General features: G+C 36.9%; 16 protein-coding genes, 1 tRNA gene, 1 other RNA gene and 1 other annotated feature. Of the genes, 4 read left to right on the top strand and 14 right to left on the bottom strand.

What is annotated here, in order from left to right:
• Positions 1–240: 240 nt before the first annotated feature.
• From ACK1U5_RS27415 to tadA, 7 genes are all read right to left on the bottom strand, one after another.
• Positions 241–510 (bottom strand): pro-sigmaK processing inhibitor BofA family protein, encoded by a 270-nt coding sequence (locus ACK1U5_RS27415; RefSeq protein ID WP_001089273.1) that lies wholly within the window; start codon positions 508–510, stop codon positions 241–243.
• 161 nt (positions 511–671) lie between these two features.
• Positions 672–893 (bottom strand): YaaL family protein, encoded by a 222-nt coding sequence (locus ACK1U5_RS27420; protein ID WP_000466019.1) that lies wholly within the window; start codon positions 891–893, stop codon positions 672–674.
• A gap of 14 nt (positions 894–907) precedes the next feature.
• Positions 908–1504 carry a recombination protein RecR gene (gene recR, locus ACK1U5_RS27425; protein WP_000559169.1) on the bottom strand — a complete coding sequence of 199 codons (597 nt, stop codon included), beginning with the start codon at positions 1502–1504 and terminating at the stop codon, positions 908–910.
• Positions 1505–1518: 14 nt separating this feature from the next.
• A complete protein-coding gene (locus ACK1U5_RS27430; RefSeq protein WP_014894853.1) occupies positions 1519–1845 on the bottom strand; it encodes a YbaB/EbfC family nucleoid-associated protein in 327 nt (108 codons plus the stop codon).
• A gap of 25 nt (positions 1846–1870) precedes the next feature.
• A complete protein-coding gene (dnaX, locus tag ACK1U5_RS27435) occupies positions 1871–3559 on the bottom strand; it encodes a DNA polymerase III subunit gamma/tau (RefSeq protein WP_448814847.1) in 1689 nt (562 codons plus the stop codon).
• A 132-nt stretch (positions 3560–3691) separates the two neighbouring features.
• An RNA gene (gene ffs / locus ACK1U5_RS27440) (signal recognition particle sRNA large type) lies at positions 3692–3956 on the bottom strand.
• A 79-nt stretch (positions 3957–4035) separates the two neighbouring features.
• Entirely contained in the window at positions 4036–4536 is a 501-nt protein-coding gene (gene tadA, locus ACK1U5_RS27445) for a tRNA adenosine(34) deaminase TadA (protein ID WP_044585058.1), read from the bottom strand.
• Between the two features lie 109 nt (positions 4537–4645).
• Here tadA and ACK1U5_RS27450 point away from each other — a divergent pair, with 109 nt between their 5' ends.
• From ACK1U5_RS27450 to ACK1U5_RS27460, 3 genes are all read left to right on the top strand, one after another.
• Positions 4646–5185 carry an isochorismatase family cysteine hydrolase gene (locus tag ACK1U5_RS27450; protein WP_000798712.1) on the top strand — a complete coding sequence of 180 codons (540 nt, stop codon included), beginning with the start codon at positions 4646–4648 and terminating at the stop codon, positions 5183–5185.
• 125 nt (positions 5186–5310) lie between these two features.
• Positions 5311–5946, top strand: a complete 636-nt coding sequence (locus tag ACK1U5_RS27455) for a deoxynucleoside kinase (protein WP_000148218.1) — start codon at positions 5311–5313, stop codon at positions 5944–5946.
• 2 nt (positions 5947–5948) lie between these two features.
• Positions 5949–6617 (top strand): deoxynucleoside kinase, encoded by a 669-nt coding sequence (locus ACK1U5_RS27460; protein ID WP_001053585.1) that lies wholly within the window; start codon positions 5949–5951, stop codon positions 6615–6617.
• Positions 6618–6652: 35 nt separating this feature from the next.
• Here the strand turns inward: ACK1U5_RS27460 and ACK1U5_RS27465 are convergent, their stop codons facing one another.
• From ACK1U5_RS27465 to guaB, 7 genes are all read right to left on the bottom strand, one after another.
• Positions 6653–7045 carry a DUF3797 domain-containing protein gene (locus tag ACK1U5_RS27465; RefSeq protein ID WP_000364196.1) on the bottom strand — a complete coding sequence of 131 codons (393 nt, stop codon included), beginning with the start codon at positions 7043–7045 and terminating at the stop codon, positions 6653–6655.
• Between the two features lie 166 nt (positions 7046–7211).
• A tRNA-Ser gene (locus tag ACK1U5_RS27470) sits at positions 7212–7304 on the bottom strand.
• 154 nt (positions 7305–7458) lie between these two features.
• Positions 7459–8733: a serine--tRNA ligase gene (serS, locus tag ACK1U5_RS27475; protein ID WP_000884186.1), complete on the bottom strand. Its 1275-nt coding sequence runs from the start codon at positions 8731–8733 to the stop codon at positions 7459–7461.
• 51 nt (positions 8734–8784) lie between these two features.
• Positions 8785–9006 (bottom strand) — a binding site (T-box leader).
• Between the two features lie 54 nt (positions 9007–9060).
• Positions 9061–9651 (bottom strand): pyridoxal 5'-phosphate synthase glutaminase subunit PdxT, encoded by a 591-nt coding sequence (pdxT, locus tag ACK1U5_RS27480; protein ID WP_000238783.1) that lies wholly within the window; start codon positions 9649–9651, stop codon positions 9061–9063.
• 18 nt (positions 9652–9669) lie between these two features.
• Positions 9670–10557: a pyridoxal 5'-phosphate synthase lyase subunit PdxS gene (gene pdxS / locus ACK1U5_RS27485; RefSeq protein WP_000186165.1), complete on the bottom strand. Its 888-nt coding sequence runs from the start codon at positions 10555–10557 to the stop codon at positions 9670–9672.
• Between the two features lie 160 nt (positions 10558–10717).
• Positions 10718–12025: a D-alanyl-D-alanine carboxypeptidase DacA gene (gene dacA / locus ACK1U5_RS27490; RefSeq protein WP_133300938.1), complete on the bottom strand. Its 1308-nt coding sequence runs from the start codon at positions 12023–12025 to the stop codon at positions 10718–10720.
• Positions 12026–12138: 113 nt separating this feature from the next.
• Complete coding sequence (gene guaB / locus ACK1U5_RS27495; RefSeq protein WP_000264088.1) at positions 12139–13602, bottom strand: IMP dehydrogenase; 1464 nt, start codon at positions 13600–13602, stop codon at positions 12139–12141.
• Positions 13603–13717: 115 nt separating this feature from the next.
• On the opposite strand from guaB, the gene ACK1U5_RS27500 reads away from it, so the two are divergent.
• On the top strand, positions 13718–14719 hold the full coding sequence (locus ACK1U5_RS27500; RefSeq protein WP_000554291.1) for a YaaC family protein: 1002 nt from the start codon (positions 13718–13720) through the stop codon (positions 14717–14719).
• Positions 14720–14813 lie beyond the last annotated feature (94 nt).

Raw genomic sequence — 14813 nt, forward strand, 5'->3', positions numbered from 1 at the left:
CCAGGATCAAACTCTCCAATAAAGTTAGTTTGTCTAGCATCTAAAATAAAAATTGACGTTTCACGTTGTTTGTTTCGTTTAGTTTTCAAAGTTCAACATCGCGTTTCAGCGACTTTTATAATTTAACACTTCTCGTTAAATCTGTCAACAGCTTTTTTCTTTCGTTGCTGACGACGCTTATTAATTTACCATATTAATCATTTAATAGTCAACACTTTTTAAAAAAATGCCAAAATAATTTTATCTTGGCATGATATAAAGCTTAATAATCACTAATGCTGCCACACCCGGTAAGCCTAACAAACTCGTTATTGCTGCTGTCCCCATGTTAATCGGGATATGAAAATCAAAATATGTCCCTACAACATTTACGATAAAAAGCAATGCTATTCCTAAAGTAACATGAAAAATCACCTTACCTATAAAACGTAACGGCTTAGAGGCAACACCAAAAACAAGAAAAATAAATACTAAAGTAAGAATGCCAACAATAATAATTGTAGAATTCATTTTTTCCTCCTTATGAATGACCTATACATCTATTTGTATGGGACAAGACAATAAAAAAGAACAGTTATCATATGCAGCATCTCTTTTATATAAACTAAATAAAACAATACCTCAGCATTTAAAAAACAAAATAAAAAGGCCTGCTTAGAAAGCAGAACCTTTTACCATTGTTCCATTTTTACAGGACGACGCTTTGCTTCTTTCAACAAAAAGAAATATTTCGCCTCTGCTATTTTCAAAGAACAAATGACATCTTGAGACGGTTCTACACTTTGTTCGACCATTCTCTTCTGACGTAACCACTCATTCTTCACTTTTTCCAAAAGTACAATTAACTTATCGTCATACTCTTTACGCAATTTACCCTTTTTTTGAAAGAACATTTTCGTTTCTCCTCTTATACTTCTCTGCGACCTTCTAACGCTTTGGATAATGTCACTTCATCTGCATATTCTAAATCTCCACCAACTGGCAGACCATGTGCAATACGAGTTACTTTAATGCCTGTAGGTTTTAAGAGGCGGGAGATATACATCGCTGTAGCTTCCCCTTCAATATTAGGGTTTGTTGCTAATATCACTTCTTGTACCGTTTCATCATGTAGTCGCTTTAAGAGTTGCGGGATATTAATGTCTTCCGGTCCAATTCCCTCCATAGGAGAAATCGCACCACGTAACACATGATATACACCTTGGTACTCTTTCATTTTTTCCATCGCGATTACATCTTTCGGTTCTTGTACGACACAAACAACTGATTGATCTCGATGTGAATCATTACAAATATAACAAGGATCACGATCAGTAATATGTCCGCATACAGAACAGTACGCTAAATCTCGCTTCGCATTTACAAGTGCTTTCGCGAAACCTAACACATCATCTTCTTTCATATCTAATACGAAAAATGCCAATCGAACCGCTGTTTTCGGTCCGATACCTGGCAACTTCATAAAACTATCGATTAGTTTTGATATTGGTTCTGGATAATGCATGTATCAATATCCTCCTAGAACATTCCACCTGGTAAGTTTAAGCCTTTTGTAAATTTACCCATTGTAGAGTTTGAAAGCTCATCAGCCTTTTTAAGTGCATCATTTGTTGCAGCTAATACTAAGTCTTGTAGCATTTCGATATCTTCTGGATCTACAACTTCTTCTTTAATCTTCACCTCAAGAATTTGCTTGTGACCATTTGCGATAACTGTAATCATTCCGCCGCCAGCTGTACCTTCAACTGTTTTTTCACCAAGCTCTTCTTGTGCTTTCGCCATGTCCTTTTGCATCTTTTGCATTTGTTTCATCATGTTATTCATATTTCCCATTCCGCCACGCATCATAATTAATTCCTCCTAATTATTATTACTCTTTTATTTCAATGAGTTCTTGCCCTACTAATTTCACTGCGTCTTCTATAAGAGGATCTCCCTTTTTCTCTGGGCTTTCTTCAGACTCTCCACCTTCACGTTGTAAAAAGTCTTCACGGATTTTACCCCATTCACTTTTTGGAATGGCAATCATATTTAACCTTTTACTTAGCAATTCAAATAAAGCTTGTTCTACTGTATCCATAGCTTCTCGATTTTCGCTCGCCATCTTACAGTGAATCTCATATTGAAATGCTAAAACGTAAGTGTCATCTGAAGCTGCCACTGGTTCGCTATTTTCTAGTAAAACAGCAAACGCTACTTTGTTATATGATTTGAGTCTTCCTAACAACTCACCCCATACAGCTTTTAATTGTTCTAAATCTTGACGCTTCGCTTGTTTTAATACTTCATTTACACGTCCGACAGGAATCTTCATACTTCCTGTTCTTACCGGTCTTGGTGTTGCACGTGTCTCTCTTACTTCCTGTTGTACACCAGCTGGCACACCGTTCTTTTTAACTTGCTCTAACTCTTTCTCCAGTTGCTGCATCCTGTTCATAATTGCTTGCAAACGATCTGTACCATTTGCTTGCATCATAAACTGTTGACACAATTGCACCATAACAACTTCTAAGAAAATACGCGGATGATTTGTCCACTTCATTTCCTGTTGTCCCTTACTAAGGGTATGAATAATCTCATAGATCACTTCCGGTTGCATTTCTTCACTCAACTTACGGAATTGATCATCTACAATTACTCGTTCCAACATATGTTCTAGTTGCGGTGAAGTCTGATATAAAAGCATATCACGATAATAGTAAATGAAATCCTCCATAAAACGAACTGGATCCTTCCCTTTACTCATCATTTCATCTATGATTTGCAATGCTCTTGATACATCATTTTCACGTATGCATTCTACTAAATTGCCTAAGTATTGCTGAGAAACAGATCCTGTTACGGCCAATACATCTTCTGTCGTAACGGTCTCATCACTATAAGATATAGCCTGATCAATAAGACTAAGTGCGTCACGCATACCACCTTCAGCAGCACGCGCAACAATTTGTAATGCCTCATCTTCCACTTGCGTACCTTCATTTGTCACGACCGTTGATAATCTCTCAACAATATCATTCACTGATATTTTTCGGAATTCAAAACGCTGACAACGTGAAATAATTGTAGGCGGGATCTTATGAGGTTCTGTTGTCGCCAAAATAAAGATAACATGTCCTGGCGGCTCTTCTAAGGTTTTTAAAAGCGCATTGAATGCACCCATAGAAAGCATGTGAACTTCATCAATAATGTATACTTTATATTCTACAGCACTTGGAGCATATTTTACTTTATCTCTAATATCTCGAATTTCATCTACACCGTTATTTGAAGCCGCATCAATTTCTAATACATCTGAAATGGATCCTTGTGTAATTCCTAAACAAGAAGGACATTCATTACAAGGTTCAGCTACCGGAGCATGTTCACAGTTAATTGCTTTTGCAAATACTTTTGCAATTGTCGTTTTTCCTGTTCCCCTCGGGCCAGAAAATAAATAAGCATGTGAAACTTTCTCTTGAAGAAGGGCATTTTGCAACGTTTTTGTCACGTGCTTTTGACCGACTACATCTTCGAACTTTTGCGGTCTCCATGTTCGGTATAACGCTTGGTATGACACGAAAATACGGCCTCCCTCAAAGGTTATTATCTCATTTATTATAACCCATTCTGTTTATAGATTCCAAAAGTTATTTTCTATACAAAAAACTCACCTTTGTATTAAGGTGAGTTTTGTATACATATATAACTGCCGTGCACCCTCCGTCGATTACGTACCATAAGCGTTACTCAAGCAGTTAGCTCGGTTCAGGCACTCCTGCGGCACACGAGAAGACCCGCTTATTGCTGCTTCCTTCCGGACCTGACAAGGTTCACGGGGTCCCGTTGCGCAGGACCCAAACGTCAACACCACTTACTTAAGGCAGACCTTACAGCAACATAACCTCGAGAGGGGATTCGGCCTCGCTAGAGCGGATTGCGAGTATAGGGCACCGCTACCTCCCCGCTTAGCACGGCAAAGTTAAAACCAATATTCGGTTGCCTTCATTAAAGGCATTATCAGTATAACTTGTTTCTTTATAAAATGCAAATACGTTAGTTCCCAGTATTCTTCTCTAATTTTTTTATTGCTTTTCTTTTTTTACGAAGCTCTCTAAAAAAGCTTGTTAACAACGTACCGCATTCTTCCTCTAGTACACCAGATACTACTTCACATTGATGATTGAAGCGTTCATCCGTTAAAAGATTCATCAATGTCCCTGCACATCCGCCCTTCGGATCACTTGCACCATATACAACTCGCTTCACTCGTGATAAAACAATTCCACCTGCACACATTGGACAAGGTTCTAATGTTACATACAATGTTGCATCTTCTAAACGCCATGTCCCTAATTTTTTACACGCCTCATCTATCGCTAGCAACTCAGCATGAGCTATTGATCTCTGCTCAGTTTCCCTTAAATTATGGGCAACACTAATTACCTCACCATCTAACACCATAACTGCTCCAATTGGTACTTCCTGTATTTCCTCTGCCTTTTTAGCTTCTTCTATCGCTAATTGCATAAAATAAATATCTTGATCTTGTTCCATAACATAGTCCTTTCATTACAAATAAAGTACACTTATTTCCATTTACTACACAGGGGATAACTTTTACAAATTCAATCCACCCTAAAAGAAAAAAGAGAGGGGATTACATATGAAAAATACCGCCTTGCTCATTATCGATATGATTAATGACTTTCAATTTTCCCACGGACCCATTCTAGCTAAAAAATGTGAAATTATAACAAACCCTATTTTACAATTAAAGAAAAAAATGAAATCCTTCGGCTGTCCTATAATTTACGTTAATGACCATTATCAACTGTGGAGATCTGATATCGACCAACTTATTACTCATTGTACAAATGAATATAGCGAAAACATAATCCATAAGATTGCTCCAAGTTCTGATGATTACATTTTTATTAAACCACATTATTCCGCTTTTTATGAAACACCTTTAAATTCATTACTAGGTTATTTAAAAATAGAAAATCTAATATTAACAGGGGTTGCCGGAAATATATGTATTCTATTTACAGCTAATGATGCTCATATGAGAAATTATACATTGTATGTACCAGAGGATTGTATCGCCTCTAACAACGACCAAGATAATATACATGCTTTAAAAATAATGGAAACTACATTGAAAGCAACTATAACATCATCAACCAAAATAAAATTTAATTAATACATATATCTATTTTCTAACTTTTTATATCAAATTAACCCGCTCGCTTCCCTCTTGTGCTACAATAATTCTGTTTTGTGTTTTTAGTAGTCACGGTAAATCACTGATTGAAAGGAGGAAACAGCGTGACCGGAGTACCATTTATCACGGTTGAAGGACCAATTGGTGTTGGAAAAACTTCACTTGCGAAGGAAATTTCAACTCACATGCAACTCCACTTACTAAAAGAGATTGTTGATGAAAATCCCTTTTTAGGAAAGTTCTATGAAGACATCGACGAATGGAGTTTTCAAACAGAGATGTTCTTTCTTTGTAATAGATACAAACAATTAGAAGACATTAACATAAAGTATTTGAATCAAAGGAAACCAGTAGTAGCGGATTACCATATCTTTAAAAATTTAATTTTTGCATCCCGCACATTAAAAGACTCCCAATATGACAAATACATGCAAATTTATCGTATCCTTACACAAGATATGCCTGTGCCAAATGTCATTGTTTATTTAACAGCTAGCCTAGAAACATTGCAAAAACGAATCGCCATGCGCGGAAGAGAATTTGAAAAAAACATGGATCCAAATTACTTACTACAGCTCACAAAAGATTATGAAACAGCAATGGATGCTTTTAAAAAAGATCATCCGGAAATACCAGTATTGAAATTTAATGGAGACGATATGGATTTTGTAAAAAATCCTGATGATTTAAACGTCATCCTATCTGCCCTTCAAAATACTCTCTTAAAGGAGTCGAAATAATAATGAATTTAAGGCAAAAATATGATATACCCAATGACGCAGTAATCACTATCGCCGGAACGGTAGGTGTGGGTAAATCAACTATGACAACTGCATTAGCTAATGCTTTAGGTTATCGCACATCATTTGAAAAAGTAGATTCCAATCCATATTTGGACAAGTTCTATGCGGACTTCACTCGCTGGAGCTTCCACCTACAAGTGTACTTTTTAGCAGAACGATTTAAGGAACAAAAAAGAATTTTTGAATATGGTGGCGGTTTTGTTCAAGATCGTTCCATTTACGAAGACACTGGAATTTTCGCAAAGATGCATCATGAAAAAGGAACAATGACGGAAACTGATTATGAAACATACAAAGGTTTATTTGACGCTATGGTCATGACTCCTTACTTCCCTCATCCAGACTTATTAATTTACTTAGAAGGTTCTTTCGATGATATTGTCGATCGTATTCAAGAACGCGGGCGCCCAATGGAACAGCAAACACCAATTGAGTACTGGAAAGAAATGCATGGACGTTATGAAAACTGGATTAACAACTTTAATTCATGCCCTGTATTACGCTTAAATATTAATGAGTACGATATTTTAAAAGATGGTGATTCAATCGAACCAATCATTAAAAAAATTGGCCATTTTTTAAAACAAACACGTAAACTTGTAAAATAAAAAACCCGTGCATATGCACGGGTTTTCCTATTAAATTACTTCTTCTTTGTTGGAGCAATAATTTCACTCTCAGGTTTTCCTGCGTTAATGCGCTGACGAACAGTACTTGTACTAATATCGTATGCTTCAGCAATCTCTTTAACAGTCATTTCTTTCCCGTTAATTACTGCCGTTAATACTTTACCTGTACGTTTTGGAGCCGCCGCTTTCTTTACAGCTGCTTTTTTAACTTGTTTTGGCGCCTCTACTTTACTCGTAGCTTGTTTTACATCACAAGTACAACCACAAAGTTTACGGAATGTATCATCACTAATAATGCGTGATACGTTTGCACCACTGTTTAAAATTCTATTGTTCTTACAGACAGGACATTGTACATAATATAAAGTTTTTCCATCTAAAGGAAACGTTTGTATAATAAGATCCATGTTGACTCCTTTCATATCTATGAAGATAATCATCGGAATATGAGTGTGTAATAAGGACAAAATTACCTTACACCATACTTTATGATTGGTTTTAAAATAAAAACTCGTTACGTGTTGGTAACGAGTTCTCCAATCTCCACTTATATGCGCTGTTGTCAATTATATCTGGAGGAGGTAGAGGGATTCGAACCCCCGCGCGACTCTCGCCGCCTGTCGGTTTTCAAGACCGATCCCTTCAGCCAGACTTGGGTATACCTCCATATTGACATCAAATATAATATCAAAAGAAAAACAGTTAGTCAACCCTACTAAAATAAATTATGAGGAAAGGAAAATTTTACTTTCCCCTTCCTACATTACAGTACTGACAACGCTCATAATTACCAATCACTCATACCGATGAATGTTTAAATTTACTTAATAACTGTTTTTCCTCCCATATAAGGGCGAAGAACTTCTGGAATTATAATTGTACCATCTTCTTGTTGGTAGTTCTCTAAAATAGCTGCAACCGTACGTCCGATTGCAAGACCAGATCCATTTAATGTATGAACATGTTCTGGTTTTCCATTTGGCTCACGGCGGAAACGGATATTTGCACGTCTCGCTTGGAAAGCTTCAAAATTACTACAAGAAGAAATTTCACGATATGTGCCATAGCTTGGAATCCATACTTCAATATCGTATTTCTTCGCTGCTGTAAATCCTAAATCGCCTGTGCACATGCTCATAACGCGATATGGCAACTCTAATAATTGTAACACGCGTTCTGCATCATTTGTTAATTTTTCTAATTCTTCATAAGAATCTTCTGGTTTTACGAACTTCACAAGCTCTACTTTATTGAACTGATGCTGGCGAATTAAACCACGTGTATCACGACCAGCTGAACCTGCTTCAGAACGGAAGCAAGAGCTAAATGCAGCATATCTTATAGGCAATTGCTCTTTATTTAAAATCTCATCACGATGCATATTCGTTACAGGTACTTCAGCTGTTGGAATTAAGAAGTAATCTTCACTTTCAATACGGAATGCATCTTCTTCAAACTTTGGAAGTTGTCCTGTTCCCGTCATACTTGCACGGTTTACCATATATGGAGGTAATACTTCTTCATATCCATGCTCATCAGTATGAAGATCAAGCATAAAGCTAATTAAAGCACGCTCTAATCTTGCACCAGCACCTTTGTAAAATACGAAGCGGCTTCCTGTTACTTTCCCAGCGCGTTCAAAATCTAAAATTCCTAAATCAGTAGCAAGATCCCAATGTGGTTTTGGCTCAAAAGTAAATTCTTTCACTTCTCCCCAAGTACGTGCTACTACATTATCATCCTCTGTTTCACCAACTGGAGCAGATTCATGAGGGATATTTGGAATAGATAACATTAATCTTTCTAAGTCTTCTTCAACTGTACGAAGTTCGTTATCAAGATCCTTTACTTTTTCTCCAACCTCACGCATTTCTAAAATTAGAGCCTCTGCATCTTTCTTTTCGCGCTTTAATACAGAAATTTGTTGAGATACTTCGTTACGTTTACTTTTTAATTCTTCTGTCTGAACAAGTAGTTCTCTTCTTCTCGTATCAAGTTCTTCAAAACGGCCGAAATCAGTTAAATCTTCGCCTCTATGCTGTAATTTCGCTTTTACTTCTTCAAAGTTTGTACGTAAAAATTTAATATCAAGCATTATATACTCCTCCTTTTATTTTATAAAACACAAAAAACTCCCGTCCCTATATAAAGGGACGGGAGTTAACCCGCGTTGCCACCCTAGTTGAAAGCATTACCGCTTTCCTCTCAAGTAGAAATAACGGCTCTTCACCGGGAATGCTTACTAATCCAAAAGATATTCCACATTCCATTCCAGGATGGATTCGCAAACTGTTTCTATCGATTTCCACCAACCATCGACTCTCTATAAGAAACGACATTTGTTACTATTTCCTATCAACACGCTTATTTTATAAAATTGTTACCATCAATTTACTATAATCTTATACAAGTTGCAAGTTACTTATACAACTTTTTTCATTTTCGCTTCTTTTACCATTTCAACAAAGTATGCTGTCACACGATGATCATCTGTTAATTCCGGATGGAATGAAGCAGCTAAAAACTGATCTTGTCTTACCGCTACCATTCGGTCACCATGCTTAGAAAGCACTTCAACATTATCAGCTACTTCTACAACATACGGCGCACGGATAAATACACCAATGAAGTCTTCACCCACGCCTTCAATTGAAAGCGCAGCTTCAAAACTATCCTTTTGGCGTCCGAACGCATTGCGCTCAACTGTAATATCCATAGCACCAATATGTGCTTCTTCATAGCCAATAAGTGTTTTCGCAAGAAGAATCATCCCTGCACATGTACCAAACATTGGTTTACCAGACTTTGCAAATGTACGAAGTGGTTCCATGAAAGCATACTTATCAATAAGACGGCGCATTGTTGTACTTTCACCGCCTGGTAAAATAAGACCATCAATCTCTTCAAGTTGCTCTATACGCTTTACAACAACAGCTTCTGCACCACTTGCTTCAACTGATTTTACATGCTCACGAACTGCACCTTGAAGACCTAGTACACCGATTTTCACCATTTTAAAGTTCTCCTTTAATTACCATCCACGCTCTTGCATGCGTTGTTCTGGTAATAACGTTGAAATTTCGACACCCTTCATTGCATTACCTAATCCTTTAGAAAGGCTTGCAATTAGTTCGTAATCTTCATAATGAGTCGTTGCTTCAACGATTGCACGTGCAAATTTCTCTGGGTTTTCTGATTTGAAGATACCAGATCCAACAAATACCCCATCAGCACCAAGTTGCATCATTAATGCTGCATCTGCTGGTGTTGCTACACCACCTGCCGCAAAGTTTACAACTGGTAAGCGACCAAGACGTTTAATTTCAAGTAATACTTCGTAAGGAGCGCCAGTATTTTTTGCATATGTCATTAACTCATCTTCACGTAGACTCGCAACTTGACGGATTTCTGCATTGACTTGGCGCATATGACGCACTGCCTCTACAATGTTTCCTGTTCCTGGTTCACCTTTTGTACGAAGCATAGATGCACCTTCTGCAATACGACGTGCAGCTTCTCCGATATCACGGCAACCACATACAAATGGAACTGTGTAATCACGTTTATTTAAATGGTATACTTCATCAGCAGGAGTTAATACTTCACTCTCATCGATATAGTCTACCCCTAATGATTCTAATACACGTGCTTCTACAAGGTGACCGATACGGCATTTTGCCATAACCGGAATTGACACCGCACCCATAACTTCTTCAACAATTGTTGGGTCTGCCATACGAGAAACGCCACCTGCTGCACGAATATCTGCTGGTACACGCTCTAATGCCATAACGGCAACTGCGCCTGCCTCTTCTGCAATTTTTGCTTGTTCAGCGTTAACTACGTCCATAATAACGCCGCCTTTTTGCATTTCTGCCATTCCACGTTTTACACGTTCTGTCCCTGTTACATTTGTCATGTACAAAAACCCCCCTAGGTGAATTGCTTTCCCCCGTTAAAGGCGAAAATTAAGAATACTCTTACATTCTACCACTAACTATCAGATGCTTGTCTACTACTTTTTCATAAAGTCGGTATGAAAAATAGGAATAAAAAAAAGCTCCTATCATGAGGAGCTTTTAAAACCAACCTTTTACTGTATCAACAGCACTATTCCACATGCCACTAAAGAATGAACCAATTCCGCGCATAGCACGAGTAAACCAGTTTGCTTCTTCTACTTCAGATGTTGTTACAAGATCCACTTGCAGTGACTTACCAGTTAAAAATCCAGGGTCGTTTGTATCTTTTGGCGTAATTACCATTTGACCAAGCGCAGCTCCCTTTTTAATAGGTGCTTCTTGTCCCTTGCTTGATTCTTTTAATTCCGTTTTATAAACATCTTTACTTCCTTTTGGCACTGGAAGTGAAATAGCTTGTTTCGTTTGAACTGCTACATCTTTATCTTTCGCATTTTCTACTCGTACTGTTTCTTGTCCTTTTACTGAAGAACCTTTTTTATACATTTGTTTTACTTCAAAGTTAGCAAATCCATAATCATATAGCTTCTTTGTTTCATCAAAACGTGCTGTATGAGAACTTGTTTTAATAACTACAGAAATAAAACGCATTCCGTTTCTTTCAACCGTACCAGTGAAGCAATCTCCTGCCTCTGGAGTTGAGCCTGTTTTTAGGCCGTCTACGCCAGCATATTCTTTAACTAAGCCCTTTAACATCCAGTTCCAGTTCGACATTGCAAACTTCTCTTTTTCTGGACGGAATTCTTTTTTAGGGATTTTTGCTGTATCTAACACTTTTGGATAATCTTTAATTAAATGTTGTGCTAAAGTTGCAACATCCTTTGCAGACATTTTATTTTCTTCATCCGCTGTTGTTCCTTCAGGATGCATTCCCTTTAAATCTTTATTCGTTAAACCTGTAGAATTGACAAATTTATAATTTTTCAACCCTAGTTCTTTCGATTTATCATTCATCATTTTTACGAAGTCTACTTCTTTACCTGCAATTGCTTCTGCTAATGCAATTGTTGCACCATTTGCAGAAAAGATTGCCATTGCCTCGTATAACTCTTTTACTGTATAAGAGCCACCATTTTCTAATGCAACATTTGATAATGAAGCATCTTGTGAAACCTTATATGCATATTCAGAAACCTTAATTTTCTGGTCCCACTTAAGTTTTCCTTTATCCACTGCTTCGTGAACTAAATATTCACTCATCATCTTTGTCATACTAGCAATGGATAATAATTCATCTGCATTCTTTTGATATAAAATTTTCCCAGAATTCGCTTCTACTAAAATTGCCGCACCTGCTTCAATGTTTAAAGCGGCTCCTGTTTCAGCTGATGCATTGCTATATGGCATAAAAATGCTACAAGCTAGTGTAAGCACTGTTACCAAAGCAATGAATCTTTTGCAAAACATACCTTTCACTTTTGCTACCCCCAATATCTATGTACTCACATAACCGTTATTCTAACATAATCAAAAAAAAATAGACAGAGATATCAAATCTCTGTCTATTTGTATATAAGACATTATAATGAGTAGTTTGGAGCCTCTTTTGTAATTTGTACGTGATGAGGATGACTTTCACGTAAGCCAGCACCTGACATACGAATGAATTGTGCGTTTTCGCGTAAGAATTCTAAATCCTGTGCTCCGCAATATCCCATACCTGCACGTAAGCCACCAACTAATTGGTGAACTGTATCTGCTAAAGGTCCTTTATATGGTACTCGTCCTTCAATACCTTCTGGGACAAGTTTTTTATTGCCTTCTTGGAAGTAACGATCTTTACTTCCTTTTTCCATCGCACCGACAGAACCCATACCACGATACACTTTAAATTGACGACCTTGGTAAATTTCAGTTTCTCCAGGGCTTTCTGCAACACCTGCAAACATGCTACCTAGCATAACAACATGTGCTCCTGCCGCTAAGGCTTTCACCATATCACCAGAGTACTTAATACCGCCATCAGCAATAACTGGAATGCCGTGTTTACGAGCTTCTGTTGCACAATCATAAACCGCAGTTAATTGTGGTACACCAACACCGGCTACAACGCGTGTTGTACAAATAGAACCAGGTCCAATACCAACTTTAACTACGTTTGCACCAGCTTCAATTAGTGCTTTCGTTGCTTCAGCAGTAGCAACATTTCCAGCGATAATATTTAGTGATGGATATTTAGCACGAACTTCTTTTACCTTATCAATAACACCTTTAGAATGCCCATGTGCTGTATCAAGTACAATTGCATCTACACTAGCTTTTACCAATGCATCGATGCGAAGCATAGCATCCGCTGTTACACCAACTGCTGCTCCAACTAATAAGCGTCCTTGCTTATCTTTAGCAGAGTTTGGGAATTCAATTACTTTTTCAATATCTTTTATTGTAATAAGCCCTTGTAATACACCGTTATTATCAACAAGAGGGAGTTTTTCAATTTTATACTTTTGTAGGATCTTTTCAGCTTCTTCCAGTGTAGTACCAACTGGAGCTGTAATTAATTGTTCTTTTGTCATTACGTCAGAAATTTTGATTGAGTAGTCTTGGATGAAGCGCATATCACGGTTTGTAATAATACCAACTAATTTTCGCTCATCTAAATTATTTACAACCGGTACACCTGAGATACGATATTTTCCCATAAGATGTTCTGCATCATATACTTGATGTTCTGGAGTTAAGAAGAAAGGATCTGAAATAACGCCGCTTTCAGAGCGCTTTACTTTATCAACTTGCTCTGCTTGTTGCTCAATAGACATATTCTTATGAATAATTCCTAAACCACCCTGGCGAGCCATTGCAATAGCCATGTCAGCTTCTGTTACTGTATCCATTCCTGCACTAATTAACGGGATGTTTAGCTGTAAGCTTTCAGATAAAACTGTTTTAACACTTACTTCTCTTGGTAATATATCTGACCTAGCTGGTACAAGTAATACATCATCAAAAGTCAAACCTTCTTTAACAAATTTAGATTCCCACATAATTGTTCCCCCTATGATACCAGAAATTATTATTAGTAGCTTATCAATTGGTTAAAATACTGTCAAGGACGTATATATATGTTAGAATTTTTAGACAATAAAAGGAGCGTAATATATGCATCAAACATCTTGTACTTGGCAGCAGTTAAGTTTCTTTTTTTCATCTCAAAACGTACAACGTTATCTTGCCCGTTGTTACGAAAAATCCTCTATTCAGGATGCCGAAAAAAAAAGTTTTGAAAATTGTTATCCCTTTATTTATTACTTAGAACACGGAAAAAATTATTATGAATTATATAAGACAGCTCCATTTTCCATTCAACCAATGTTGTTATTTTATGGAATTAGTCAACTTTTTAAAGCATGCCTACTAACTATTGACCCTAACTATCCTGAATCCACTACTGTTTTAGCTCATGGCGTTACAACTCGCAAACGAAAAAAACAAGGGTATCAATTTTTAGAAGATGAGGTGAAGGTACAAAAAAACGGATTATTTACTCATGTTGCAGAACAACTGTTTCACATGAAACACTTAGAAGCAGAAAAATTTAACATGTTAGAATTAATGGGAAATATTCCAGAATTACAAAATTTATTTCGTTATAGTCAAAAAGGATCAACTTTATATAAAATCGATTCAACAATTAAAAATGAGCTCTCCTTTTCAGTCAACCTACTAGATCGATTACATATGACTAAAGAGAGATTTTCTCGTTACATTGAAACATCTTGTAAGCATTTATCAATACAGCACGTACCTGAGAAGACTAATCAATCGAATTTACTTTTTACAGCGCCCATTCAATCATGGAATCCTATGTATAGTACTCCTTTATACTATGAACATCTTACTAATACTTATTATTTGCCACTTACGACTGATCCTAGAAATCCTAAGCCAATATTACCTGAACTCCTCATTCATTATTTATTGCTCTATAATTTAAGCATGATTTCTAGGTATGAAACAGATTGGTGGTATGACTTACTTGGCAGTTATAGTTCTGAAGATTATCCATTTATTTATCAATTTCTAAGTATTTCTGCTCAAAAAATCCCTTACTATATTTCAAATTTTTTATTAATGGAACCAAATCTATTTCATGGGAAATAAAAAAACACAAGTCAAATGACTTGTGTTTTTAGTTGCTTGGCGACGTCCTACTCTCACAGGGACAAGGTCCCAACTACCATCGGCGCTAGAGAGC

Source organism: Bacillus sp. XB1, assembly GCF_053557995.1.